The organism is Streptomyces sp. NPDC015345, assembly GCF_043078805.1.
Classification (GTDB): domain Bacteria; phylum Actinomycetota; class Actinomycetes; order Streptomycetales; family Streptomycetaceae; genus Streptomyces.
Genome location: NZ_JBIBTX010000009.1, coordinates 244,035 through 269,772 on the forward strand (window position 1 = coordinate 244,035; position 25,738 = coordinate 269,772).

General features: G+C 71.7%; 18 protein-coding genes and 1 pseudogene. 9 read left to right on the forward strand and 10 right to left on the reverse strand.

Annotated features, from left to right (window positions below; translation table 11 throughout):
* Positions 1–23: 23 nt before the first annotated feature.
* From ACF062_RS32515 to ACF062_RS32530, 4 genes are all read left to right on the forward strand, one after another.
* Positions 24–4,337: a HAMP domain-containing protein gene (locus tag ACF062_RS32515; protein ID WP_392143186.1), complete on the forward strand. Its 4,314-nt coding sequence runs from the start codon at positions 24–26 to the stop codon at positions 4,335–4,337.
* The gene (locus tag ACF062_RS32520) at positions 4,334–6,742 is read left to right on the forward strand and encodes a SpoIIE family protein phosphatase (RefSeq protein ID WP_392143187.1); all 2,409 of its coding nucleotides are present in this window, start codon (positions 4,334–4,336) and stop codon (positions 6,740–6,742) included. The genes ACF062_RS32515 and ACF062_RS32520 overlap by 4 nt, the downstream gene beginning before the upstream one ends.
* 81 nt (positions 6,743–6,823) lie before the next feature.
* Positions 6,824–7,186 carry an STAS domain-containing protein gene (locus ACF062_RS32525; protein WP_392143188.1) on the forward strand — a complete coding sequence of 121 codons (363 nt, stop codon included), beginning with the start codon at positions 6,824–6,826 and terminating at the stop codon, positions 7,184–7,186.
* Positions 7,183–8,115: an anti-sigma factor RsbA family regulatory protein gene (locus tag ACF062_RS32530; RefSeq protein WP_392143189.1), complete on the forward strand. Its 933-nt coding sequence runs from the start codon at positions 7,183–7,185 to the stop codon at positions 8,113–8,115. The genes ACF062_RS32525 and ACF062_RS32530 overlap by 4 nt, the downstream gene beginning before the upstream one ends.
* Positions 8,116–8,187: 72 nt before the next feature.
* Here the strand turns inward: ACF062_RS32530 and ACF062_RS32535 are convergent, their stop codons facing one another.
* From ACF062_RS32535 to ACF062_RS32555, 5 genes and pseudogenes are all read right to left on the reverse strand, one after another.
* Positions 8,188–8,592, reverse strand: a complete 405-nt coding sequence (locus tag ACF062_RS32535) for a VOC family protein (RefSeq protein WP_223777060.1) — start codon at positions 8,590–8,592, stop codon at positions 8,188–8,190.
* A gap of 120 nt (positions 8,593–8,712) precedes the next feature.
* Positions 8,713–9,888 (reverse strand): hypothetical protein, encoded by a 1,176-nt coding sequence (locus ACF062_RS32540; protein ID WP_392143190.1) that lies wholly within the window; start codon positions 9,886–9,888, stop codon positions 8,713–8,715.
* Between the two features lie 503 nt (positions 9,889–10,391).
* Positions 10,392–11,093 (reverse strand): annotated as a pseudogene (locus tag ACF062_RS32545) (ABC transporter ATP-binding protein); the annotation flags it as partial.
* Positions 11,094–11,286: 193 nt separating this feature from the next.
* Positions 11,287–12,666, reverse strand: a complete 1,380-nt coding sequence (locus ACF062_RS32550) for an aspartate aminotransferase family protein (protein WP_223777061.1) — start codon at positions 12,664–12,666, stop codon at positions 11,287–11,289.
* Positions 12,651–13,196 carry an Lrp/AsnC family transcriptional regulator gene (locus ACF062_RS32555; protein ID WP_127911332.1) on the reverse strand — a complete coding sequence of 182 codons (546 nt, stop codon included), beginning with the start codon at positions 13,194–13,196 and terminating at the stop codon, positions 12,651–12,653. The genes ACF062_RS32550 and ACF062_RS32555 overlap by 16 nt, the downstream gene beginning before the upstream one ends.
* Before the next feature lie 165 nt (positions 13,197–13,361).
* Here ACF062_RS32555 and ACF062_RS32560 point away from each other — a divergent pair, with 165 nt between their 5' ends.
* The 4 genes from ACF062_RS32560 (at position 13,362) to ACF062_RS32575 (ending at position 19,790) form a co-directional block, all read left to right on the forward strand.
* Positions 13,362–14,801 carry a gamma-aminobutyraldehyde dehydrogenase gene (locus ACF062_RS32560; protein WP_392143191.1) on the forward strand — a complete coding sequence of 480 codons (1,440 nt, stop codon included), beginning with the start codon at positions 13,362–13,364 and terminating at the stop codon, positions 14,799–14,801.
* Positions 14,802–15,046: 245 nt separating this feature from the next.
* Entirely contained in the window at positions 15,047–17,653 is a 2,607-nt protein-coding gene (locus ACF062_RS32565; protein ID WP_392143192.1) for an MXAN_6230/SCO0854 family RING domain-containing protein, read from the forward strand.
* 130 nt (positions 17,654–17,783) lie between these two features.
* Positions 17,784–18,947, forward strand: coding sequence for a PotD/PotF family extracellular solute-binding protein (locus tag ACF062_RS32570; protein ID WP_392143193.1), 1,164 nt, complete (start codon positions 17,784–17,786; stop codon positions 18,945–18,947).
* A gap of 123 nt (positions 18,948–19,070) precedes the next feature.
* A complete protein-coding gene (locus ACF062_RS32575) occupies positions 19,071–19,790 on the forward strand; it encodes a GNAT family N-acetyltransferase (protein ID WP_392143194.1) in 720 nt (239 codons plus the stop codon).
* A 173-nt stretch (positions 19,791–19,963) separates the two neighbouring features.
* Here the strand turns inward: ACF062_RS32575 and ACF062_RS32580 are convergent, their stop codons facing one another.
* The 4 genes from ACF062_RS32580 to ACF062_RS32595 all read right to left on the reverse strand — a co-directional run bounded on the left by ACF062_RS32580 (position 19,964) and on the right by ACF062_RS32595 (position 23,979).
* Positions 19,964–21,154: a serine hydrolase domain-containing protein gene (locus ACF062_RS32580; protein WP_392143195.1), complete on the reverse strand. Its 1,191-nt coding sequence runs from the start codon at positions 21,152–21,154 to the stop codon at positions 19,964–19,966.
* Positions 21,155–21,291: 137 nt separating this feature from the next.
* Positions 21,292–22,185, reverse strand: coding sequence for a DUF72 domain-containing protein (locus tag ACF062_RS32585; protein ID WP_392143196.1), 894 nt, complete (start codon positions 22,183–22,185; stop codon positions 21,292–21,294).
* Between the two features lie 31 nt (positions 22,186–22,216).
* On the reverse strand, positions 22,217–22,897 hold the full coding sequence (locus ACF062_RS32590; RefSeq protein WP_392143197.1) for a glycerophosphodiester phosphodiesterase: 681 nt from the start codon (positions 22,895–22,897) through the stop codon (positions 22,217–22,219).
* A gap of 20 nt (positions 22,898–22,917) precedes the next feature.
* Positions 22,918–23,979 carry an adenosine deaminase gene (locus ACF062_RS32595; RefSeq protein ID WP_392143198.1) on the reverse strand — a complete coding sequence of 354 codons (1,062 nt, stop codon included), beginning with the start codon at positions 23,977–23,979 and terminating at the stop codon, positions 22,918–22,920.
* 554 nt (positions 23,980–24,533) lie between these two features.
* Between ACF062_RS32595 and ACF062_RS32600 the strand changes: the two genes are divergently transcribed.
* Positions 24,534–24,878 (forward strand): DUF4190 domain-containing protein, encoded by a 345-nt coding sequence (locus ACF062_RS32600; RefSeq protein WP_392143199.1) that lies wholly within the window; start codon positions 24,534–24,536, stop codon positions 24,876–24,878.
* A gap of 274 nt (positions 24,879–25,152) precedes the next feature.
* Here the strand turns inward: ACF062_RS32600 and ACF062_RS32605 are convergent, their stop codons facing one another.
* The gene (locus ACF062_RS32605; protein ID WP_392143200.1) at positions 25,153–25,710 is read right to left on the reverse strand and encodes an NADAR family protein; all 558 of its coding nucleotides are present in this window, start codon (positions 25,708–25,710) and stop codon (positions 25,153–25,155) included.
* Positions 25,711–25,738: the final 28 nt, after the last annotated feature.

Below are 25,738 nucleotides of genomic sequence, written 5' to 3' on the forward strand. Positions count from 1 at the left end.
AGCTGAGTGAAACGAGGACGATCATGGCTGAGGTGGCGGTCGAGAAGGAGCGCTCGGTGCCACGGTCGCGGGCCTCTCGTGGGAGCGGCGGGGTGGGCGAGCCGGAGCTGCGGCAGTTGCTCGCGGGGCTGACGGCCGTACGGGACGGCGATTTCGGTACGAGGCTGCCGGACGAGGGCGACGGGCTGATCGGGGAGATCGCCGCCGTCTTCAACGGCATGGTCGATCAGCTGTCGCTGTTCACGTCCGAGGTGACGCGCGTGGCGCGCGAGGTCGGCACGGAGGGAACGCTGGGCGGGCAGGCCGTCGTACCCGGTGTCTCCGGGACCTGGGCGGACCTGACCGACAACGTGAACGCCATGGCGGGCAACCTGACGACCCAGGTCCGCGACATCGCCCAGGTGGCGACCGCCGTGGCCAAGGGCGACCTGTCGCAGAAGATCGACGTGGACGCCCGCGGCGAGATCCTGGAGCTGAAGGACACCGTCAACACGATGGTCGACCAGCTCTCCGCGTTCGCCGACGAGGTGACCCGCGTCGCCCGTGAGGTCGGCAGCGAAGGGCAGCTGGGCGGGCAGGCCCAGGTGCCGGGCGTCGGCGGCGTCTGGCGGGACCTGACCGACTCGGTGAACCTGATGGCCGGCAACCTCACCGACCAGGTCCGCAACATCGCCCAGGTCACGACCGCCGTGGCCAAGGGCGACCTGTCGCAGAAGATCACCGTCAACGCGCGCGGCGAGATCCTCCAGCTGAAGGAGACCATCAACACGATGGTCGACCAGCTCTCGTCGTTCGCCGACGAGGTCACCCGCATGGCGCGGGACGTGGGCACCGAGGGCATCCTGGGCGGCCAGGCCGACGTCAAGGGCGTCTCGGGTACCTGGCGGGACCTGACCGACTCGGTGAACAGCATGGCGGGCAACCTCACGGACCAGGTGCGCTCGATCGCCCAGGTGGCCACCGCGGTGGCCGGGGGAGACCTGTCGCAGAAGATCACGGTCAACGCGCGCGGCGAGATCCTCCAGTTGAAGGAGACCATCAACACGATGGTCGACCAGCTCTCCGCGTTCGCCGACGAGGTGACCCGCGTCGCCCGTGAGGTGGGCACCGAGGGCAATCTCGGCGGCCAGGCGACGGTCCGCGGTGTCTCCGGCACGTGGAAGGACCTCACCGACAACGTGAACGTCATGGCCTCCAACCTGACGGGCCAGGTGCGCTCCATCGCCCAGGTGGCCACCGCGGTGGCGCGCGGTGACCTCTCGCAGAAGATCACCGTGGAGGCCAAGGGCGAGGTCGCCGCGCTCGCCGGCGGGATCAACACGATGGTCGACACGCTCTCGGCCTTCGCCGACGAGGTGACGCGCGTGGCGCGCGAGGTCGGCACCGAGGGCCAGCTCGGTGGTCAGGCCCGCGTCCCGAACGTGGCGGGCACGTGGAAGGACCTCACCGACAACGTCAACTCGATGGCCAACAACCTGACCAACCAGGTGCGCAACATCGCCCTGGTCACCACCGCGGTGGCCAACGGCGACCTGTCCAAGAAGATCGACGTGGACGCCCGTGGGGAGATCCTGGAGCTGAAGACGACCATCAACACGATGGTCGACCAGCTCTCCGCGTTCGCCGCCGAGGTGACGCGCGTGGCACGCGAGGTCGGCAGCGAGGGCAGACTGGGCGGCCAGGCCGAGGTCGAGGGAGTGTCGGGCACCTGGAAGCGCCTGACCGAGAACGTCAACGAACTGGCCGGCAACCTCACCCGGCAGGTCCGCGCCATCGCCGAGGTGGCGAGCGCGGTGGCCGAGGGCGACCTGACCCGCTCCATCACCGTCGACGCCTCCGGCGAGGTCGCCGAACTCAAGGACAACATCAACACCATGGTCGAGTCGCTGCGCGAGACGACCAGGGCCAACCAGGAACAGGACTGGCTCAAGTCCAACCTCGCCCGCATCTCCGGCCTCATGCAGGGTCACCGGGACCTCGCCGTGGTCGCGGAGCTGGTCATGGACGAGCTGGCTCCCCTCGTCGCGGCGCAGTACGGAGCCTTCTACCTCGTCGAGGAGATGGACGGGTCCACCGGACTCACCCTCGTCGGGTCCTACGGCCGCCCCGTCGGCAGCGTCGGCCGCAGACGGTTCCAGCTCGGGGAGTCCCTGGTGGGCCAGGCGGCGCGCAGCCGCCGGCCCATCGCCGTCAACCGGATCCCGGCGGACTACGTCAGCATCTCGTCCGGGCTCGGGCAGGCCGCGCCGGGCAGCTTGATGGTCGTACCGATCCTCGTCGAGGACCAGGTCCTCGGCGTCATCGAACTGGCGTCGTTCGAGCAGTTCACCCCGGTGCACCGGGACTTCCTGGAACAGCTGATGGAGACGCTCGGGGTGAACGTCAACACCATCGTCGCCAACGCGCGCACCGACGAGCTGCTGGAGGAGTCCCAGCGGCTGACCGCCGAACTCCAGGCCCGCTCGGCGGAGTTGCAGGTCCAGCAGGAGGAGCTCCAGCGCTCCAACGCCGAACTGGAGGAGAAGGCGGCCCTGCTGGCGACCCAGAACCGCGACATCGAGACGAAGAACCTGGAGATCGAGCAGGCCCGCCAGGAACTGGAGGCACGGGCCCAGCAGCTGTCCCTCACCTCCAAGTACAAGTCGGAGTTCCTGGCCAACATGAGCCACGAGCTGCGCACCCCGCTGAACAGCCTGCTCATCCTCGCCCAGCTCCTCGCGCAGAACCCGACCCGCAACCTCACCGCGAAGCAGGTCGAGTACGCGGGCATCATCCACTCGGCGGGTTCCGATCTGCTCCAGCTCATCAACGACATCCTCGACCTGTCCAAGGTCGAGGCGGGCAAGATGGACATCAACCCGGAGCCGGTGCCGCTGCGCAAGCTCCTGGACTACGTCGAGGCGACCTTCCGCCCGATGACCACCCAGAAGCACCTCGAATTCACCATCAGCACCGCGCCCGACGTGCCGTCCGAGCTGCGCACCGACGACTCCAGGCTGCGGCAGGTCCTGCGCAACCTCCTCTCCAACGCGGTCAAGTTCACCGAGCGCGGCAGCGTCGAGCTGCGCATCGAGCGCGCCGGGGACAGCGAGGTGCCGGCGTCCGTCCGGCGCGGCGAGGCGATGCTGGCCTTCCGCGTGAAGGACACCGGCATCGGCATCGCCGAGCACCAGCTCGAAGCGATCTTCGGCGCGTTCCAGCAGGCCGACGGCACCACCAGCCGCAAGTACGGCGGCACGGGCCTCGGCCTGTCCATCAGCCGGGAGATCGCCCACCTGCTGGGCGGCGTGGTCGTCGCCGCGAGCACGCAGGGGCAGGGCAGTACGTTCACGCTCTACCTGCCCGTGAGCCGCGCCGAGTGGGAGGCCGGGGCCGTCGCCCCGCCGGTCACGCGGGCCACACCCGTCCGTGCGGCGGGCGACGGGGCCGGCATCGCCGCCGCCCCGGTGCCGCAGCGCAAGCGCCGGCTGCTCGTGGTCGAGGGGCGGGCGCGCGGCCTGCTGTCCCTGGTGGCGGAGAGCGCCGTCGCCGACCTGTCCGGCGGCCGGGAGCCGTCCGTGAAGCCGGCGGAGGCGGGCTTCGAGGTCATCACCGCGGTCGGCGCGGTGGAGGCGGCCGAGAGCCTCGCCGCGGGGGCCTGCCACTGCGTCGTCCTGGAGCTGGACATGCCGAAGGACGAGGCGTTCGCGTTCCTCGACGCGATGGACGGCGACACCGCCGTGACGTCCGTACCGGTTCTCGCGCACAACAGCCGCCGCCTCGACCCGGAGCACGAGCAGCGGCTGCGGTCGCGCTCCCACACGCGCCCCCTGGAGCTGATCTCCGGTCTGGACGAGCTGCGTGAGCGCATCGCGCTGCACCTGTCCGCCGAGCAGCCCGGCGACGTGGTCCCGCTGGCGCGGGGCGAGGAGGTCGGCGAGCAGCCCCCGCCGGCCGCGGGCGGCAGCCTCTCCGGACGTGTCGTGCTGGTCGTGGACGATGACGCCCGCAACCTGTACGCCATCAGCGGCATCCTGGAGCTGCACGGCATCGAGGTGCTGCACGCCGAGAACGGCCGCAAGGGCATCGAGACGCTCCGGGCCAACCCGGAGATCGACCTGGTCCTGATGGACGTGATGATGCCCGAGCTGGACGGGTACGCGGCGACGACGGAGATCAGGCGGGACCCGGCCTACGCGACGCTGCCCATCATCGCCGTGACGGCGAAGGCCATGCCGGGCGACCGGGAGAAGAGCCTCGCCTCCGGGGCCAGCGACTACGTCACCAAGCCCGTCGACGCGGACGACCTCATCGCCTGCATCGGGCGCTGGCTCAGTGAGGAGTCGACGGTCCGGTGACCACCTCACAGCCCCTTGAGGGCCCCGCCTCGCCGGAGGACCGCCAGGTCCCCGGCGCCCGGGTGGAGAACACCGGCGTGGGAAGGCTCGCGGCGACGGTGGAGCGGCTGCGCGGCGAGATCCTCGCCGCGCAGGCGGCAGCCGACGGCCGTGCCCTGATCGAACTGGCCAAGGGCGTGCTGATCGAGCGGCTGCGGTGCGGTCCCACCATGGCCGCGCGGCAGCTGGCGTCACTGGCCGGGGAAGCGGGCGTCTCCCAGCTGGAACTGGCCGCGGACATCGTCAACCAGTCCTCCCAGGACCAGCTCACCGAGATCGCCGCCGGTTTCGCCAGCCAGGCCAACGGCGAGGCGCCTGCGGGGCAGACCGAACCCTCCGTCGGCGTGCGCCTGCGTGCGGCGGAGAGCGGCGCGCTGGCCGCGGGCGACACACAGGCAGCCGCCCAGTCGCTCCTCGCCCACGCCCTGACCCCGCTGGGGGCCTGCGCCGTCGCCGTGTGGAGCGCGGGAGCCGACGCGTCGCTGGCCCTGGCGGGGCACGCGGGATTCACCGCGGGCGAGGCCGGCCGCTGGCGCTACGTCCCCCCGGGCGTGTCCACCCTGGCCCGCCGGGCGCTGACGGAGCGCCAGCCGGTGCACGTCACGGACATGTCCGCGGAGGGCCTGCCGTCCATCGGCCGTGCCGATCACCCCCGCGGCGGACGCATCGCGCTCCCGGTGGGCACCGGAGGCCGCGTCAACGGCGTCCTGGAGATCTGCTGGCCGAGCCCGCTGGAACCACAGCCACCGCAGATCCTCCGCCAGATCGAGGCGCTGGCGGAGCTGTGCGCCCACACCCTGGAAAGCCGGCCGGCCCCGGCGACGCCCTCGGCGGACACGTTGCCGCCCACGCCCTACCTCGCCGAACTGGTGGAACTCGCGGAAGGGCTGTACGACCCCGCCCTGGTCCTGGTCCCGTACCTGGACGCCGACGGCCGGCTCACCGACTTCCGTGTCCACCACGCCAACAGCAGCTTCGTCGACCCCGCGGGCAGGCCCCGCAGCGCCGTGCACGGAGCACTGCTGCTGGAGGCCTACCCGATGGCCGTCGGCGGCAGCGAACTGTTCGAGCGGATCGAGCGGGTGTACGCGACCGGCGAGCCGTTCCGCACCCGCCGGATGACCCTCACGGCGCTGGTCGGTCAGGTCTCCCTCGCCGCGGTCGCCGACATCAGCGTCAGCCGTCAGAGCGGCTGCGTGCTGCTCATCTGGCGCATCGAGGACGAGGCGGCCCGCCTGGCCCACCTCCTGCAGCACGCCCAGCGCCTGGGCAGGATCGGCGGCTTCGAGGAGGACCTCACCACGGGCGAAGTCACCTGGAACGAGCAGCTGTTCGATCTGTACGGCCGGCCGCACGACGCGTCACCCGTACCCCTGGAAGCGCTGACCTCGTACGCCCACGCCGACGACGCCGCCACCATCCGCCGTTTCCTGCGCACCGTGCTCCATCACCGCAGGTCGGCCTCCGCCGCATTCCGCCTCGAACGTCCCGACGGCGTCACCCGGCACATGCGGGTGATCGCCGAACCCGTTCTCGACGCCGACGGCCGACTGCTGTCCGTGCGCGGCGCCTATCAGGACATCTCGTCCCAGCACTGGACCGAGGTGGCCCTGGCGGCGACCCGCGACCAACTGGCCCACACCGAACAGCAGGCCGCCGAGAGCAACCGCCTGACCCTGCAGTTGCAACACGCGATCATGCCGCCCACCGAGGCCCCGCTGAGCAGCCCGGGGCTGCAGATCGCCGTGCGGTACCGGCCCGCGGAGTCGGAGTCCATGGTCGGCGGAGACTGGTACGACGCGGTGACCCTGCCGTCCAAGCAGATCATGCTGTGCGTGGGAGACGTGGCGGGGCACGGCATACAGGCCGCCACCAGCATGGTCGTCCTGCGCAACGCCATGCGCGGCCTGGCCGTCACCGGGGCCGGGCCCGGGCAGCTGCTGTCCTGGCTCAACATCGTGGCCCACCACCTGACCACCCACGTCACGGCGACAGCGGTGTGCGGTCTGTACGACCCGGAGCGGCACACCCTGCGCTGGGCGCGCGCCGGGCACCTGCCGCCGGTGCTGCTGCGCGGGCAGCAGGCGACACCCCTGCCCGCGGTCGGCGGCATCCTGCTGGGAGCCCTGGCCGACACCGACTATGAAGAGCAGGAACTGCGCCTGGAACCGGGCGACACCCTGCTGATGTACACCGACGGGTTGGTCGAGCGCCGTGACGAGGCGGTCCAGGACTCCCTGGCCCGTCTGCTGACCGCGGCGGGGCCCGCCGCCACGGACCTGGAGCAGCAACTCGACGGACTGCTGACGCACAGCGCCTCCGACACCGACGACGACACCTGCCTCATCGGCGTGCGGGTCACGTGAGCGGCTCACGGCGACGGCTCCGGCGTCCGCCCGGAGCAGAGATACTGGGGGCGACGTCCTGGACGGAAGCGGGAGGACGATGTGAACGACCCGCATGAGCGGAAGAAGGGGGCGGACGAGGCGCTGCTCGCGGGCAAGCGCCTGCACCTCCGCCCCCTGACGGACCGAGCCGGCCTCGCGGTGGCCGGCGAGGTCTGCCTGCCCACGCACATGGTGTGGGAGCAGGCCCTGGAGCGGGTGGCCCAGCGGCACCACGGCTCATACCACTTCGATCTCTCGGCACTGACGTTCATCGACATGGCCGGAGCCACGGCCCTGGCGCTGACCGCTCAAGGCCTGACCGGCGAGCAGCGGCTCGTTCTGGAGAGTCCGCCACCTGCCCTGAGCCGTCTGCTGGAGCTGTTCTGGCCCGATCTGCCTGCAATCGAGGTGGCCACGTCATGAGTGCCATGACCGAGACCGAACCCTTCGTCCACCCCGCGCTGTTCTACCGGGGCGAGCGGGAGTACGTGGCGGGCACCGTACCGTTCGTCGAAGAGGGGCTGGACGCCGGCGAGGCGGTGGCCGTGTCGGTCCCCGGCCCCAACCTGGAACTGATCCGCGACGGGTTGGGCGCACGGGCCGCGCGGGTGAAGCTCCTCGACATGACGCAGGTGGGGCGCAATCCCGGCCGGATCATCCCGCGGGTGCTGCGCGCCTTCGCGGACGCCCATCCCGCGGGGCGGGTGCGGATCATCGGCGAGCCGATCTGGGCCGGCCGCTCCGCGACGGAGTACCCCGCCTGCGTCCAGCACGAGGCGCTGATCAACCTCGCGTTCCAGGGCCGGGCGGTCACCATCCTCTGTCCCTACGACGTGGAGCGCCTGGAAGAGACGGTCCTGGCCGACGCCTATGCCACGCACCCCACGATCATCGAGGCCGGTGCGCAGGGCACCAGCGCGGCCTACGCCCCCGAAGCGGTCATCTCCCGCTACAACGAGCCGCTGACCGCACCCGGTGACGTGCCGCAGACGCACTACACGGCGAAGACCCTGCCCGACGTACGGCATTTCGCCACCGGCCGGGCTGCCGAGCTGGGCCTGCCCGAGCCCCGGCTGCAGGATTTCGCCCTCGCCGTCGCCGAGCTGACGACCAACAGCGTGGTGCATGGGCGGGGCTCCGGTGCGCTGCGGGTCTGGCGCCAGGACGACTCCGTCGTGTGCGAGGTGCGGGACGCCGGGCTCCTCACCGACCCGCTGGCCGGCCGCTGCCCACCGCCGCCGGGCCAGGCCGGGGGCCGGGGCCTGCTGCTGGTGAACGTGGTCGCCGACCTCGTCCGCGTCCACACCGCTCCCGGCGAGGGCACGACGATCCACGGTTACTTCCGCTGCTGACCGTCGATGCCACGTCCGGCGTGGGCTGCCGTGGGGCGCCCGCGCCGGACGCGGAGGGCGCCCCGGCGGGGCTCAGCCCTGGACCTCGGAGGGGTCCATCCACATGAACTCCCAGGTGTGGCCGTCCAGGTCGTCGAAGCCGCGGCCGTACATCGTGCCGTAGTCCTGGACCTTGCCGGGGGTGGCACCGGCTGCGATCGCCTTGTCGACGATCTCGTCGACCTTCTCGCGGCTCTCCGCGCTCAGACACAGCAGCGCCTCGCTGGTCTTCGTGGAGTCCGCGATCTCCTTCTCGGTGAAGTCCGCGTAGCGCTGCTTGCCCAGCATCATCGCGACGATGGTGTCGCTGATGACCACGCACGCGCAGTCGTCCGTCGTGAACTGCGGGTTGATGGTGTAGCCGAGCTCCGTGAAGAACTTCTTCGTCGCGTCGACGTCGTTCACGGCGAGGTTCACGAAGATCATCTGCTGGTACATGGGTGTCTCTCCCGGTGAGGTGCGAGTCCGTGTGCCGTAGGCGTTTGCCGTACGCAGGGTTAGACGCGTGTTCGACACCGAACTCATCGCTCGCCGTGAGGTTTTCCGTACGAATTCTTTTCAGGGGCTCAGGGGCAGTGCCGCCAGCTCCGCCACGACCCAGGTCAGCGGGGCGAACACGGCGGTGAGCGTGCCCGCCCGCAGCGCCGCTGAGCCGCGGAGCATGGTCGCGGGCGCCCCGAGCCGCAGCAGCGCGGCGGTCGTGTGCGCACGGGACTGCCGGGCCTCGACGGCGGTCGTGGCCAGCGTCAGCACGGCGCAGCCCGCGACGAGCAGCGCGCCCAGTGCGGTGAGCGGCCCGACGCCGGGGAGGGGCCCCGCGTACAGGACGACCGAGGCGTACGCGCCCGACGCCACCGCGCACAGCACGCCGAGCGGTCGGCCGATGCGCCGCGCCTCCTCTTGCAGGACGCGCCCGGCGAGCAGCCGCATCGCGCCGGGCCGCGCGGCCTGGAGCACCCGGCCGCAGAGGTAGGTCAGGCCCGGCCCGGCGAGCGCGAGGCCGAGCGCGGTCAGGGCCCATCCGGAGAGGACACCCACGGAGGCGCCACTTGCCCCGCCCGGCATCCTGAAGCCGGCGCCCGCCACGCTCCCCGAGCCGCTCGCGTACGTCTCCACGGCGAGCCCGGCAGCGAGCAGCGCGACGCCCCACGGCAGACCGCTCGGCGCCGGTGCCGGGGCGGCCGGCTCCTCGGCACCCTCATCACCACGGGGCCGCGCCCCCGCCTTGCCGGGCCGGGGCCGCAACGCGGTGGCGCTCGCGGCCGAGGCGGCGAGGGGGACCACGGTGAGCAGGGTCAGCGCGGCGGCGAGCGGCAGCGGCCGGTCGGCAGCGAGCAGTCCGGCCGCGGCGCCGTCGAAGGGCAGCCCCGACAGGTCGCCGCGCAGATGCAGGAAGAAGAGCAGCGCGAGCAGTGAGCCGAGGGTGCAGGCCACCGCCGTGGAGATGCCGGCGAGCACCATCAGGCGCCCGGGGCCGAGCCCCACGGCGGAGAGCCCGGGGCGCGGGCGGGTGCCGGGGTCGGTGCGCGCCACGGCGACGGCGAAGTACACGGTCGCGGCGATGGGCGCGACGCACCAGGCGAGACGCAGCACGGAGCCGGTGCCCGGGTACCGCATCGCGTACGCCAGGGTGCACAGGAGCAGGAAACCGGTACCGGCGGACGCGGCGGCGACGAGCAGGCGCCGCAACTGCACGCCCGGGTGCGCCCCACGGGCTAGACGGAGAGCGAGCACGCGGCCCGGCCTTCCGCCTCAAAGGCGCGGGGGGCTCCGCCGTTCCCTGGGGCTGGGGTGTCTGGGGTGGCTGATGGCTCGGGCGTGGCGGTGGCGGTGGCGGCGTCGGGAGAGGCAGGGGCCGCGGAGGTTTCGGCGGGACTCGCGCCCTCGGCGACGTCTGAATGGTCGGCGGTGCTCGACTTGTCCGAAGGGCTCGAAGCCGTGGGGGTACGCGAAGTGCTCGCGGGAGCCGCGGCCCCGGCGGAGCCGGCAGCGCGGGCTCGGCGCGGACCTTTCTTGGCCTTCCCCGGAGTCGAGGCCGCCGAGGTCCCCGAAGCCTTCCCGGAAGCCGAAGCCGCGCGGGAGCTCGAAGCCCGCGCTCGGCGCGAGGCCCGCTTGGGCGCGGCCCCTGCCGCCTCGCCCGCACCACCGGCACCACTGGCACCACTGGCATCACCGGCACCGGACGACGGCTCCGCACCCCCAGCCGCCGTCGCCGTCGAGCGATCCTCGGCCGTGCCGTCCTCGGCGGGCGGGAGATGCACCGTGCTCACCCGGCGGCCGTCGAGCAGCGCGGCGGTGCGGTCGGCGAGGGCGGCGAGGTCCGGGTCGTGCGTGGCGAGGACGACCGTGATGCCGTGCGAGCGGGCCGCGGTCATGAGCGTGCGCAGCACATGCGCGCGGTCGGCGCGGTGCAGCGGCGCCGTGGGCTCGTCGGCGAAGATCACCGACGGCGTGGTGGCCAGCGCGCGGGCGACGGCGACGCGCTGGCGCTCGGCCTGGAGGAGGGCGTGCGGGCGCTTGCCGGCGCAGCCGCCGACGTCGAGGCGCTCCAGCCACTCCTTGGCGGCGGGCTTGGCGGCACGGTGAGAGGCGCCGCGCAGCATCAGCGGCAGCGCGACGTTCTCCCAGGCGGTGAGTTCGGGCACGAGGTGCGGCGCGGGGTCGATCCAGCCGAAGCGGTCGCGGCGCAGGCGTTCGCGCACGCGCGGGCCCATCGTGTGGACGGGGGCGCTGTTGAACCACACCTCGCCCTGCTGGGGGAGCAGTTGGCCCGAGAGGCAGCGCAGAAGAGTCGTCTTGCCGCTGCCACGTGGACCGGTGACGGCGAGGATCTCACCCTCGCGGACACCGAGCGAGACGCCGGTGAGAGCGGGGGAGCCATTGTGTGTGACATGCAGTGCGCGTGCCCACAGCACGTCGTTGTCCGGCGGGGCCACCATGGCGTACACCTCGGTTCAGATCAGTTGCCTCCCCCGTACGGGGGAACGAAGGCGGGGCCGATCGGTCACTGGGCACGCTATGGATTCGGGCGGACTCGCCAGGAAAGGACGCGGCCCGGAGGCGCCCGTTCTCACTCGAACGGTCGCCTCCGGGCCGGTGTTGATCAGACCATCACGCGCGATCCGCTGACGGTCAGAGCTTCGTCCACGCCTCCGTGAGCACCTGCCGCAGGATGCCCTCGATCTCGTCGAAGGTCTCCTGGGTGGAGATCAGCGGCGGGGCCAGCTGGACGACCGGGTCGCCGCGGTCGTCGGCACGGCAGTACAGGCCGTTGTCGTACAGCGCCTTGGAGAGGAAGCCGTACAGGACGCGCTCGGTCTCCTCGTCGTTGAACGTCTCCTTGGTGGCCTTGTCCTTCACCAGCTCGATGCCGTAGAAGAAGCCGTTGCCGCGGACGTCGCCGACGATCGGCAGGTCGTGCAGCTTGCGCAGCGTCTGGTAGAACGCGTCCTCGTTGTCCAGGACGTGCTGGTTCAGGCCCTCCTTCTCGAAGATGTCGAGGTTGGCGATGCCGACCGCGGCCGACACCGGGTGGCCGCCGAAGGTGTAGCCGTGCAGGAAGGTGTTGTCACCCTTGTAGAACGGCTCGGCGATCTTGTCCGAGATGATGCACGCGCCGATCGGGGAGTAGCCCGAGGTCATGCCCTTGGCGCAGGTGATCATGTCCGGGACGTAGCCGAACTTGTCGCAGGCGAACATCGTGCCGAGGCGGCCGAAGGCGCAGATGACCTCGTCCGAGACGAGCAGCACGTCGTACTTGTCGCAGATCTCGCGCACGCGCTGGAAGTAGCCGGGCGGGGGCGGGAAGCAGCCGCCCGCGTTCTGCACCGGCTCCAGGAAGACGGCGGCGACCGTCTCCGGGCCCTCGAAGAGGATCTCCTGCTCGATCTGGTCGGCGGCCCAGCGGCCGAAGGCCTCGGGGTCGTCGCCGTGTATCGGGGCGCGGTAGATGTTGGTGTTCGGCACCTTGTGCGCGCCGGGGACCAGCGGCTCGAAGGGGGCCTTGAGCGCCGGCAGACCGGTGATGGACAGGGCGCCCTGCGGGGTGCCGTGGTAGGCGACCGCGCGCGAGATGACCTTGTACTTCGTGTGGTTGCCGGTGAGCTTGTGGTACTGCTTCGCCAGCTTCCACGCGGTCTCGACGGCCTCGCCGCCACCGGTGGTGAAGAAGACCTTGTTGAGGTCGCCCGGGGCGTAGTCGGCGAGGCGCTCGGCCAGCTCGACGGCCTTCGGGTGGGCGTAGGACCACACCGGGAAGAAGGCCAGCTCCTGCGCCTGCTTGTAGGCGGTCTCGGCGAGTTCGTGACGGCCGTGTCCCGCGTTGACGACGAAGAGGCCGGAGAGGCCGTCAAGGTACTTCTTGCCCTTGTCGTCGTAGATGTAGGTGCCCTCGCCACGCACGATGGTGGGAACGGGCGCGTTCTCGTACGACGACATGCGGGTGAAGTGCATCCACAGGTGGTCGTAGGCGGTCTGGCTGAGGTCCTTGCTCACGGCTATCGGGTTCCCCACATATAGGTCTGCTTCTTGAGCTTGAGGTAGACGAAGCTCTCGGTGGAGCGCACGCCGGGGAGGGCGCGGATGCGCTTGTTGATGACGTCGAGCAGGTGGTCGTCGTCTTCGCAGACGATCTCCACGAGGAGGTCGTGCGAGCCCGCGGTCATCACCACGTACTCGGCCTCCGGCATGGCGGCCACGGCGTCCGCGACCGGGTCCACATCGCCCTCGACGTTGATACCGACCATCGCCTGCCTGCGGAATCCCACGGTGAGCGGGTCCGTGACGGCGACGATCTGCATCACGCCTTGGTCGAGCAGCTTCTGGACGCGCTGGCGCACGGCCGCCTCGGAGAGGCCCACGGCCTTGCCGATGGCGGCGTACGGACGGCGTCCGTCCTCCTGGAGCTGCTCGATGATCGCCAGAGAGACGGCGTCCACGGGAGGGGTGCCGTTCCCACTGCCGCTGCCGCCCGGATTGCCGGTGCGGGAGCTGCGGGGGTTACTGGGGTCTGCGCTGCGACTGGCCACGACCTCACTGTGCACGACGTCTCGTCACTTCCGCAAGGCCAGATCGATGAAATTCGTTGTCTGGGACTCCGATACTCACGGATTCCGCAGTTCTGGGGCGCCGGGTATGTTGAAAGCGTCGGTACAGCGACTAGGGTGGGAGTCTCAACCACTGGACATCTGACTTGGAGGGCCGCGGAAGTGACCACCGAGCTGCGCCGTCTGCGCAACTACATCAACGGAGAATTCCGGGACGCGGCCGACGGACGGACCACCGAGGTGATCAATCCGGCGACCGGCGAGGCCTACGCCACCGCGCCGCTGTCCGGCCAGGCCGACGTCGACGCGGCCATGAAGGCCGCCGCCGACGCGTTCCCCGCCTGGCGCGACCAGACGCCCGCCGAGCGGCAGAAGGCCCTGCTGAAGATCGCCGACGCGTTCGAGGAGCGGGCCGAGGAACTCATCGCCGCCGAGGTCGAGAACACGGGCAAGCCGATCGGACTCACGCGGTCCGAGGAGATCCCGCCCATGGTCGACCAGATCCGCTTCTTCGCGGGCGCGGCCCGGATGCTCGAAGGCCGTGCCGCGGGCGAGTACATGGAGGGCCTCACCTCCATCATCCGCCGCGAGCCGATCGGCGTCTGCGCCCAGGTCGCGCCGTGGAACTACCCGATGATGATGGGCGTATGGAAGTTCGCCCCGGCGCTCGCGGCCGGTAACACGGTCGTGCTGAAGCCGTCGGACACCACCCCCGCCTCGACCGTCCTGATGGCCGAGATCATCGGCTCCATCGTGCCGCCCGGCGTCTTCAACGTCGTCACGGGCGACCGCGACACCGGCCGCATGATGGTCGAGCACCCGACCCCCGCGATGGCCTCCATCACCGGTTCGGTGCGCGCCGGCATGCAGGTCGCGGAGTCCGCGTCCAAGGACCTCAAGCGGGTGCATCTGGAGCTGGGCGGCAAGGCCCCGGTCGTCGTCTTCGAGGACACCGATATCGCCAAGGCCGTCGAGGACATCTCGATGGCGGGCTTCTTCAACGCCGGCCAGGACTGCACGGCCGCCACGCGCGTGCTCGTCCACGAGTCCATCCACGACGAGTTCGTGACGGCGCTGGCCAAGGCCGCCGCCGACACGAAGACCGGCCAGCCGGACGACGAGGACGTGCTCTACGGCCCGCTCAACAACGCCAACCAGCTGAAGCAGGTCTCCGGCTTCATCGAGCGGCTGCCCGCGCACGCCAAGGTCGAGGCGGGCGGTCAGCGGGTCGGCGAGAAGGGCTACTTCTACGCCCCGACCGTCGTCTCGGGCCTCAAGCAGGACGACGAGATCATCCAGAACGAGGTCTTCGGGCCCGTCATCACCGTCCAGTCCTTCACGGACGAGGCGCAGGCCGTCGAGTACGCGAACGGCGTGGACTACGCGCTCGCCTCCTCGGTGTGGACCAAGGACCACGCGCGCGCGATGCGGATGTCCAAGGTGCTCGACTTCGGCTGCGTGTGGATCAACACGCACATTCCCCTCGTGGCGGAGATGCCGCACGGCGGGTTCAAGAAGTCGGGCTACGGCAAGGACCTTTCGGCGTACGGCTTCGACGACTACACCCGCATCAAGCACGTGATGACCTCGATCGAGGGCTAGTCCGTCTGCCGGGCTGTTCGCCGTTTGCCGCCGCGGGTCGTGGGGGTTGCTCGCGCAGTTCCCCGCGCCCCTGACGGGCGCTTCTGCGGCGCCTTATTCGGGTGACCACCGAGCCGCCCCCGCGTACCGTTGCGTACGCGGGGGCGGCTCCGTGGTGTGCTTCCTTCTTTCTTCTTATGCAAAAAGATCCGTAGCGCACCCACTTCCCGCCCCCGCTTTTTCTCTGCACCACGGGGGTGGACCTGATGACGACGAGCACGACGAGCGACGACCTCGCCGGGCTGCTGCTGCGCCGCCGCCAGGGCGTGTACGTTCCTGAAGGCGCCGGCCGGTCCGCCGAGGCCGAGGCCGCGGTGGTCGTCCTCGAAGCCGAACTCGCCGACCGGGGCCACCTGTTGACCGGGCCGCTGCGCCGCGCCCTGACCGCGCTCGGGCCCGCGGACCTCGCCACGACCGGGCGGAAGCTGCTCGCCGACGTCGACGCGCTGATGGGCTCGGACCGTACGCATACCCCGCTGTTCGCGCGCTTTCCCGCCGAGATCCCCTACCAGCACGCGTACGACCGCTTCACCGCGACCGTCGTCGCGCACCTCGCCGCCCAGCCGCACCAGCCCTGCATGAACTGCGCGGGCACCACGGCCCGGGTCCGCGCGCTCACGCCCTGCGCCCATCTGCTGTGCGACGACTGCCATCGCAAGGAGAAGGACTGGGGCTGCTGCGACCAGTGCTGCGAGTGGTACGCCTGCCCGGTCTGCGACCAGCGCTATGAGACGGACGGCCCCACCGACCCCTGGCTCGACACCGGCGCCGGCCTCGGCGGCGACGGCGGCCCGGTCCTGCGTGCCCTGCGCCTCGCCGAGCCCGGTGAAGCCGCCGCCGAACTCTCCGCCCTGCTCGCCCGCCGCACCCCGCTGAGCCCGCAGGACCACGACGACCTGGTCCTGCTCCTCGGGCACACCGACCCGGCCGACGCCGCCGACTGGCTGCCCGCGTCCATACCGCTGCGTGAGAGCAAGGCCCTCGCCCTCGCCCCGCTCCTGGATCTCCCCGAGACGCGGCCGCTCGTCGTGCGGTACGCGGACACCGCCACCGACGTCCTGCGCATCCTCGTCGTACGCTCCGGCGGCGACCCCGACCTGCTCGAACCGCCGCGCCTGCGCGGCCTTCCGCGTCCCGTGCGCCGCGCCCTCCTCGCCCTGCTCGACGGGCTGGACTTCGCGCGCCTCGCCGAGGACATGGCCCGCCACCCGCGCGCGTGGAAGCGCGTCGGCGAAATCCTCCACCCCTTCGAGAACGCCCACCGGCACGCGCGCGTGGCGCTCGCGTTCGCCGTCCTGCGCGAGACCCGCCTCGACGACGGCGCCCTCAGCGAGGTGCTGCTCACCGAAGCCGCCCGGCACGACGGTGTCCGGCTCGCGGGCGACCGGCTGCGCGTCGTCACCTGGCAGAGCCGTGTCGAGGAGGCTCTTGGCCGCTGGGACACGGCGGCCGCCGCCGGGCTCCTGCGCGCCCGCCCCGGCGAACTGCTGCGCCGCCTCGACCTGTTGCTGGCCCGCTCGGGCTCGAAGACCCTCCCCGAGCCGGTCGGTGAGGCACTCGCCCACGCCCTGCCGCGCACCGCTCCCGGCCCGCTGCTCGGCGCGTACGGACAGCTGCGGATCCGCTCCGTGCCGTGGCACCGCCGCGTCTTCTTCCCGCGCGGGCGCGTCACCAAGGCGTACGCCGTGGAGGACCACCGCCCGCCGCTGCCCTCCCGTGTGGCGGGCCGCGCCGCCGAGCTGATCGAGGCCGAAGCCGTCCGGCGCCTTACCGCGCGCGAGGGGGAGCGCTACGACGTGGCCGTCCTGGACGCCTCCCTCGCCGACCTGCCGGTGCCGTTCGCCGAGCGCGCGTCGGCGGCCTCCCTGGTCGCGGTGCCGCGCGGCAGCTCACTGCCCATGCCCACGGACAGCGAGACCGTGCGGCTCTTCCTGCACTGGACGCAGCCCAAGGGCACCCGTGTCGACCTCGACCTGTCCGTCGCGCTCTACGACGACCTGTGGCGGTTCATCGGCCACTGCGACTACACCCACCTGGAGTACGCGGGCGGCGCCGCCCGCCACTCCGGCGACCTGACCTCGGCGCCCGCCCCGCACGGCGCCACCGAGTACCTGGACCTCGACCTGCCCCGGCTCGCGAGCACGGGGGTGCGGTTCGTCGTGCCGGCGGTCATCTCGTACAACGACGTGCCCTTCGACGAACTCCCGGACGCCTTCGCGGGGTTCATGGCGGTCAAGGGCAAGGAGCGGGCCGTCTACGACCCGCGCACGGTGCGGCAGCGCTTCGACCTCGGGGGTGACGCGAAGCTGCGCGTGCCGATGATCGTCGACCTGCGGACGCGGCACGCCTGGTGGGCGGACGTCACGCTCGCCACGACGGGCACCGGCCACGACGTGTGGCGCTACCGCAAGCAGATCGGCCGCCTGGGCAACGACCTGCTCGACACCTTCCAGCCGCGCGGCCGGGCCACCCTGTGGGACCTGGCCTGCTGGACCGCCGCGGCCCGCACCGACGGCGAGGTGTACGTCCGCGGACGCGGCCACGTCCTGTGGGGCTACCGCCGCGCGGCGGACGAGCCGCGCGCCGACTTCGCGCTGCGTATCCGCGACGGCTGGGAGCCGGACATGCTCCGGGCCGAGCCCGACCTGGCCGGCCGCCGCACCCTACTCGCCCTGCTGCACGGCGAGTTGGCGGGCGCGGAGGACGTCACGTCCGGCACGGCGTACCGCCTCTACCCCGGCCCGGTCGACGCCGCGCCGCTGGAGCGGATCACCGCGGGGGACCTGGCGGCGTGGCTGGCGCCCGTCGGCTGAACCGCCGCGCGGGGCGGTGATCGACAGGGTGTCGGGTCAGGCGCGCCCGGCTCGACGCAGCGTCCATTGCCCGGCGGGGAAGCGGGGGCGCATGCTGCCGGGTGTGCGAGCGAACCCGAGAGCCTCCTCCGTGTCCCGTCGGTCCCTGCTGCGCGCCCTGGGCGGCGGGGCGGCCGTCAGTACGCTCGCGGGGTGCGGGGTCCCCGCCGCGTACATCGCCCCGGACGAGCGGTCCGCGGCCGACCGCTCGGCGCGGGACAAGAAGCTGACGTTCGCCAACTGGCCCCTGTACATCGACACGGACGACGAGAACGAGACGAAGCGCCCCTCGCTGGACGCCTTCGAGAAGCGGACCGGGATAGACGTCCGCTACACGGAGGAGATCAACGACAACGACGAGTTCTTCGGCAAGATCAGCCCGTCCCTGATGAACCACCAGGACACCGGCCGCGACCTCATCGTCATCAGCGACTGGATGTGCGCCCGTTTCGTACGCCTCGGCTGGGTGCAGGAGATGGACCGGGCCGCGCAGCCCAACGTCACCAAGTACCTGGACCCTCTCCTCCGTTCCCCGCACTTCGACCCGGGGCGGAAGTACACCGTGCCCTGGCAGTCGGGCATCACCGGCATCGCGTACAACAAGCGGAAGGTCGGCCGGGAGATCAAGCAGGTGTCCGACCTGTGGGCGGACGATCTCAAGGGGCGGGTCACGCTGCTCTCCGGGCTCGACGAGGCGTTCGCGCTGCTGCTCCAGGGCGACGGCGTCGACATCACCAAGTGGAAGGCCGACGACTTCCACCGGATGTGCGACAAGGTCGAGAAGATGGTGAACAGCCACCACATCCGCCGCTTCACCGGCAACGACTACATCAAGGACCTTTCCAGCGGCGACGTCCTGGCCTGCCAGGCCTACAGCGGTGACGTCATCCAGCTCCAAGCGGACGACCCGGACATCGAGTTCGTGGTCCCCGAGGAGGGCGCGGAGCTGTGGGCCGAGTCGCTGATGATCCCCAACCTGGCAGCCCACAAGCGGAACGCCGAGCGGCTCATCGACCACTACTACGAGCCGGAGGTGGCGGCGGAGCTGGCCGCCTGGGTCAACTACGTCTGCCCGGTCCCGGCCGCCCGTGACGTCCTCGCCTCCGCCAAGGACAAGGAGCTGGCCGCTCTCGCCGAGGACCCGCTGATCTTCCCGGACGACGCGATGCGGGGGCGGCTCGCCATCGCGCGGGACATCACGCCGAAGGAGCGGACGGAGTTCGCGAAGCGGTGGAACGTGTTGGCGGGTCTGTAGGACTCCGCGTCACCGGTCTCCACGGAGGCCCGCGGACGGCCCCCATTAGACTGCGGGCCGGGAACAGGTGTTCGTGGGCCGGTCGACTCGACTGCCCGCGCGCGACAGGAGAGGCACAGCACGATGGAGGACCGCGACGCCGTCGCGCTCGACGACCCGGTGGGTGCTTCTCTCCGCGGTACACACGCACATCTCGGCCGCCGGGTCGGCCGGGCCGCGACCTACCTGCCGGACGTCGCGACCTTCTCAGCGGTGCCCGCCGACGCCGGCGCGGCGGAGTGGGCCGACCTCGCCCGGCTGCTCGGTCCGGACGCGTTCGCCGACATGTTCAGCTGCCCCGCGATCCCGCCCCCGGACTGGGAGCCGGTCTTCGTCCTCGAAGGCCGGCAGCTGATCTGGCCCGGCCGCGGCCGCCCCGGCCCGCCGGATGCCGGGGCCGACACCGGCGAGACCCAATCCGGAGTCGTCGAACTGGGCGCCGACGACGTGCCCGAGATGCTCGACCTGGTGGAACGGACCAGCCCGGGGCCGTTCTGGCCCCGCACCCACGAACTCGGCGCCTACCTCGGCATCCGTGACCGGGGCACGCTGGTGGCGATGGCGGGCGAACGGCTCCGCCCGCCGGGCTGGACGGAGATCAGCGCGGTCTGCACCGCCCCCGAGGCGCGGGGACAAGGCCATGCCGCACGCCTGGTGAGCGCGCTCGTCGCGCGCGTCGTGGCACGGGACGAGCGCCCCTTCCTGCATGTGGCGGAGGCGAACACCGCCGCCATCGCCCTCTACGAACGGCTCGGCTTCAAGACCCGCAAGGATGTGACGTTCCGGGGGTTCCGTACGCCGTGATGCCGGGCGGGGGACCTGTCCGCCCGGGATCAGTGGTGCCGGTGGAGAGCACTGCGGGCGTCCTCGACCCGCGTCGTACGCGTGGTCCTCGGTCCAGTCGTGGGCGTGGACGGCGGTGACGCGCCCCGCCGCGTCCAGGGCGCACTTCGAACAACCGACCGGTGAAACGTACCTCAGCTCAGCGCGGCCTCCGCGATGCGCTCGGCCACCGGGTTCATGTCCTCGCCCTTCGCGTCGGTCGCGTTGACCGAGTACACGAGCGTACGGGAGCCGTCCCCGGTGGCGGCGATCATGTTCGTGTAGCCGTAGCGGGCGCCGGTCTTGAGCCACACCGTCTTGCCGTTGACCTGCATGTACTGGAGCCCCGCACCGAACGTCGCCTCGGGCACGCCCGGTGCGAGGCGGGGCCGTGTGAGCATCTCCTTCAATTGCGCCGGCGGCAGGAGCTTCCCGCCGAACAGTGCCTGCGTGAAGGTCTCCAGGTCGGCCGTGCTGGAGATCATGTCGCCCGCCGCGAAGCGGTCGAACTGGTTCCACTCGGTGACGTCGACCAGCCGGGTCGTCCCGTCCGGCCGCTCCATCTTCTGGTAGCCGCGGTTGTGGGGTCCGCGGATGCGGGGGTCAGTGCCGGGGAAGTACGTGTCGCGCATGCGGAGCGGTTCGAAGATCCGCTCGCGGGCCTGGTCGGCGTACGAGTCCCGGGTGACCCGCTCGATCAGCAGACCGAGGACGGTGTAGCCGATGTTGCGGTAGTGCTGCTCCTTGCCCGGGTCGTGCTGGGGGCCCTTGGCGATGGCGGAGGCGACGACGGTCCGCGGGTCCAACGTGTCGTAGCGGTGGGCGAATTCGTCGTCGAAGCCGTCGCCGGTCTTCAGGCCGCTGGTGTAGTCGAGGAGGCTGCGGACGGGGATGGGCAGGAACTCCTTGTCCTTGTCCGCGGGGCGCGGGAACAGGTCCGGCATGTAGTGCTGGAGCGGCTTGTCGAGGTCGAGCGTGCCCTCGGCGGCCAGTTGCAGCGCCACCGCCGCCGTCACGATCTTGGTCGTGGACCCGGCGCGGAAGCGGCCGTGCGGGTCGGCTCTGCGGTGCGTCACCAGGTCGTGTACGCCGGAACTGCCGCGCCACGTGCCGTGCTTGCCGCCCACGCGGACGAGGGCGGCGGTCGCGTCGTCGTTCGGCAGGCCTTCGATCGCCTTGCGCAGGGCCTCTCCGTTCGGTCTGGTGGAGGGGTCCGCCGCCGGGGCGGGCGTCGCGGAGGTGCTCGGGGCGTGCGTGTGCGTGTGGGCGAGGGCGGGGACGGCCGCGGCGCCGGTGAGGGCGAGGGCCAGGGCGGTGGCGAGGGCGGCGCGGGAGGGGGACTTCATGAGAACTCCAGGGACTCAAGGGACTTCAGGGACGGCCGTGCTGTGCCGCGGTGTTCCCATCCTGGTGATCTCCGGGAGGTGGTGGATCGTCGATGCGGAGGATGCGGCCCCTCTGGCGACTCAGGGTCGGGGCCCGCTCAAACGGCCCTGCGCGCCAGGGTGTTGACCGGGATGTCCCCTAGGTGATCCGAGCCGATCAGCTGCGCCATCGACTCCGCCGCGCGTACGGCGGCGTCCGCGCAGCAGTTGTTGAACAGCACGTGGACCTCGTCGGCACGCTCGGCCATGGAGCGCACGCGCGGCAGCCACTCGGCCAGTTCGTCGGTGGAGTAGGAGTGGCGGAACCGGTCCTCCTTGGACCCCGTGCCCCACGCGGGACTGCGCCCGTGGAAGCGGACCACCGCATGCCGCTCCACGCTGACCGGTGCCACCGGAGGCATGGAGCGCGGCAGCCCCTGCACCGTGTCCACCGCCACCGCGGCCATGCCCAGGTCGGAAAGGAGGGCGGTGGTGCGGTGCCGTTCGCCCTCCCGCCACCAGTCGGGGTGCCGGAACTCCACGGCCACCGGCCAGCCCTCGGCGCGTCGCGCGCTCTCGGCGAGGATCTTCTCCGCGCGCGGGCCGGGGGAGAGCCACGGCGGGAACTGGAACAGCAGGGTCCCCAGCCGGTCCGCCTCGCGCAAGGGTCCGAGCGCCGTGCTGAAACGCTGCCAGACGGTGTCCAGTAGTTCGGGGCCCACCGGCTCGCCCCGCAGGTCCGCGGGGAGCGCGGCCTCCCGGGTGGGATGACCGGTCAGCAGGGAGAACGCCTTCACGTCGAAGCGGAAACCGTCCGGCGTGCGGTCCGCCCACAACCGGCAATTGCGGTCGCTCGGCAGCGCGTAGTAGGTCGAGTCGACCTCCACCACGGGGAAGCGGTCGGCGTAGTGCCGCAGCCGCCCCTCCGCGTCCTTGCTGCCTCGCGGATACCAGCCACTGGCCAGCAGCGCGCGGTCCGTCCACGAACAGGTCCCCACCAGAATCTCACTCATCCGGCACGGGTACCCAGACGGCCCCGATGGATCAGGAGGTGCGCAGCGCCGCCAGGACGTCGACGCGGTTGGTGGTGATGGCGTCGACGCCCGCGTCGATCAGGCGCCGCATCGAGCGGCGGGTGTCGGGGGTCCACGCCGAGACGAGGAAGCCCTCGCGGTGCACGTGGCGGACGAGTTCGCGGTCGACCAGCGGGAAGCGGTAGTTGAGCCAGCGCGGCTTCACCGCGTCGAGCAGGACGCGGCGGGGCGGCGCCAGGGTCGTCCAGGTCAGGGCGATCTCGGCGGCGGGATCGGCCTCCCGCACGGCGAGCATCGTCTGCGGGCCCGCACAGTAGTACGTACGCTCGGCCGCCCCGCAGTCGGCGATGACCCCGACGACCGTGCGCACCGCCTCGTACGAGGCGCCCGGCAGGTCGATCATGAGCCGGTGCCCCTCGGTGGCGGCGAGGGCCGCCTCCAGCGTCGGCACGCCCCCCTCGGTGAGGCCGTCGAGCTCGGCGAAGGACAGGACACCGAGCGGACGGTCGTACGCCCATAGGCGCTTGAGCGTCGGGTCGTGCAGCAGTACGGGTACTCCGTCGCTGCTCAGGCGGACGTCGATCTCCACCGCGTCCGCGCCCCTTTCCAGCGCCGAGCGCAGGGACGGGAGGGTGTTCTCGCGGAAGCGGTAGGGATCGCCTCGGTGGGCCACGGCTGTCACGGTGCGCATGGCCCCATTGTGGTGCCGGGTCAGGGGGCGAGCCACGTCTCCGTGTACGTGTCGATCTCGGCGGTGATCCGGGCCTTGCCCGCCGGGTCGAGGAAGGACGCCTCCACGGCGTTCTTCGCGAGGGCCGCGATGCCGCGCTCGTCGAGGTCCAGGAGGCGGGCGGCGACCGCGTACTCGTTGTTCAGGTCGGTGCCGAACATCGGCGGGTCGTCGGAGTTGATCGTGACCACGACCCCTGCCTCGACGAACTGCTTCATGGGGTGTTCGTCGAGCGTGCGCACCGCGCGTGTCGCGATGTTCGAGGTCGGGCAGACCTCCAGCGGGATGCGGTGCTCGGCGAGGTGGGCGAGCAGCTTCGGGTCCTGGGCGGAGGTCGTGCCGTGGCCGATGCGCTCGGCGCCTAGGTGGACCAGGGCGTCCCAGACCGTCTCGGGGCCGGTGGTCTCGCCCGCGTGCGGCACCGAGTGCAGGCCGGCCGCGATGGCCTGGTCGAAGTAGGGCTTGAACTGCGGGCGCGGCACGCCGATCTCGGGGCCGCCGAGACCGAAGGAGACGAGCCCATCGGGGCGCAGCTTCTCGCTGGTGGCGAGGCGGAGCGTCTCCTCGGCGGACACGAGTCCGGCCTCGCCCGGGATGTCGAAGCACCAGCGCAGTACGGTGCCGAACTCGTCCTGTGCGGCCTTGCGGGCGTCCTCGATGGCGTCCATGAAGGCGCGGTCGTCGATGCCGCGGCGCACCGAGGAGTACGGGGTGATGGTCAGCTCGGCGTAGCGGACGTTCTGCCGCGCCATGTCGCGGGCCACCTCGTAGGTGAGCAGGCGTACGTCCTCCGGGGTGCGGATCAGGTCCACGACGGAGAGGTACACCTGGATGAAGTGCGCGAAGTCCGTGAACGTGAAGTAGTCGGCGAGCGCCTCGGGGTCCGTCGGCACGGAGGAGTCGGGGTGGCGGGCGGCCAGCTCGGAGACGATGCGGGGGGAGGCCGAGCCCACGTGGTGCACGTGCAGTTCCGCCTTGGGCAGTCCGGCGATGAAGGCGTGCGGGTCTCTCGCTGTCGTGGCTGCGGTCTGCTGCTCGGTCACGGTTTCCTCCCCAGGAACGGAATTGATCGGCTGATCGGTGGGTCGGGGATCATCGTAGGCCTCGGTCGTCGCGCGCAAAGCGTGGGCCGTAACATGACGGAACGTATGAAAGAGGTGACCTCGTGACCGCCAGGCCTTCCGGATCCGGGGACGACGCCGTGCCGCGTGGCGCGGACGCTCCGGAGGAGCGGGACCCGTGGGCTCCGCCGCCGGAGGATGCCGCGGTGCGGCTGGACAAGCGGGGGGACCGGGCTTCGCCCGCGGCTCCCTCCGGGGCCGGGACCGGGACTGGGGCCGGGGCGCCGCCGCCTCCACCTCCGGCGGCCTGGGCATCGGGCGCCGGCAACGCCTTCGCGGCTCCCGGCGAGCCGGTGCCACCGCCCCCGGTCTCGCCGGACGGGCCGGGGCAGATGCCTTACGGGCCTTACGGGTACGGGGGCCACGGGGTACACCCAGGGCCCCCCGGTCACGCGAACGCTCCGGGGCATCAGGGCCCCCAGGGGTACGCGGGACCGCAGGGGTATCCGGGGTACCCCGGATACCCGGGTCAGGGAATGCCCGGATACGGCTGGCCCGCCATGCCGATGGCGCCCGCGAACGGCATGGGCGTCGCCGGGCTGGTCCTCGGGATCATCGCGACGGTCGGCTTCTGCCTGTGGCCGCTCGCGATCGTGCTCGGCATCCTCGCGGTGATCTTCGGCGCCGTGGGGCGCGGGAAGGCGCGCCGCGGCGAGGCGACGAACGGGGGTCAGGCCCTCGCGGGGATCATCTGCGGGGCGGTCGGCATCGTGCTGGCCGTGGTGCTGCTGGTGATCATCCTCGTGATGCCGGACGAGGAGACGGACTCCCGCTCCCTGGAGCCGCCGGGCCGCACGACGACGGCAGCGCAGCCCGGCTGAGGCTGTGGCCGGGATTGGCTGGGGGCTGCGGTTGGGACCGGCCGGGGGCCGCAGCGGGGATTGGCCGGGGGCCGCAGCTGAGGCCGATCGGGGCTGCGGCTGAGCCTGACCGGGGCCACGGCTGGGGTCGGCGGGCCCGCAGCCGGGACCGGCCGGGAGCTGCGGTTGAGACCGACCCGTGCCCGCAGCTGCGGGCCCTCCCCACCGACCCCCCCCGGGGCTTTGCTCCGCGCCCGCCCCCGCTCCGCGCCACCCCGCGCCATCCGCCCCCCGCTCAGCCCGCCGCCACCCCATCCCGCGCCCCCATCAACGCGAACCCCAGCAGATTCGGCCCCCGCCACTCCTCCGGGTCCTGGATGCGGGGGTCGTCGGCGGCCAGGCCCACGCCCCATACCCGGTCCAGCGGACTCGCCTCCACCAGCACTCGCTCGCCCGTGCCCCGCAGGAACTCCCGCAGCGCCGGGTCCGAGGTGAACTTGTGGACGCTGCCGGTGAGCACGATCCCGAACCGCTCCCGCGCCCATATCGCCTCGTCGAAGCCCCGCACCAGCCGCCCCGCGTTCTTCGCCTCGGCGGGTGTACGCGCCGCGAGGACCGCGCGCTCGGCGTCCGCGTCGTCGAAGAGGCGGGCCTTGGCCGCCATCATCCAGTGCTCCGCGGTCGCGTACGTGACGCCGTCCACGGTGAACGGCGAGGGCCACCACTGGCTCAGGCAGCTCGCGCCCAGCGTGCCGTCGCGGCGCGGGGTGTGCCCCCAGAAGTACAGATACTTCACTCGCTGCCCCGCGTGCACCGCGCCGACCAGCGCCTCCACCGAGTCGATCTTCGTCATGCACGCGAGTCTGGCACGCACCACTGAC

Bases quoted from the DNA above. Each gene is read 5' to 3' on its own strand.
- ACF062_RS32565 (WP_392143192.1), top strand. From the start codon at position 15,047: ATGACGACGAGCACGACGAGCGACGACCTCGCCGGGCTGCTGCTGCGC.
- ACF062_RS32580 (WP_392143195.1), bottom strand. From the start codon at position 21,154: ATGAAGTCCCCCTCCCGCGCCGCCCTCGCCACCGCCCTGGCCCTCGCC.
- ACF062_RS32600 (WP_392143199.1), top strand. From the start codon at position 24,534: ATGCCCGGATACGGCTGGCCCGCCATGCCGATGGCGCCCGCGAACGGC.
- ACF062_RS32515 (WP_392143186.1), top strand. From the start codon at position 24: ATGGCTGAGGTGGCGGTCGAGAAGGAGCGCTCGGTGCCACGGTCGCGG.
- ACF062_RS32530 (WP_392143189.1), top strand. From the start codon at position 7,183: ATGAGTGCCATGACCGAGACCGAACCCTTCGTCCACCCCGCGCTGTTC.
- ACF062_RS32535 (WP_223777060.1), bottom strand. From the start codon at position 8,592: ATGTACCAGCAGATGATCTTCGTGAACCTCGCCGTGAACGACGTCGAC.
- ACF062_RS32585 (WP_392143196.1), bottom strand. From the start codon at position 22,185: ATGAGTGAGATTCTGGTGGGGACCTGTTCGTGGACGGACCGCGCGCTG.
- ACF062_RS32575 (WP_392143194.1), top strand. From the start codon at position 19,071: ATGGAGGACCGCGACGCCGTCGCGCTCGACGACCCGGTGGGTGCTTCT.
- ACF062_RS32605 (WP_392143200.1), bottom strand. From the start codon at position 25,710: ATGACGAAGATCGACTCGGTGGAGGCGCTGGTCGGCGCGGTGCACGCG.
- ACF062_RS32590 (WP_392143197.1), bottom strand. From the start codon at position 22,897: ATGCGCACCGTGACAGCCGTGGCCCACCGAGGCGATCCCTACCGCTTC.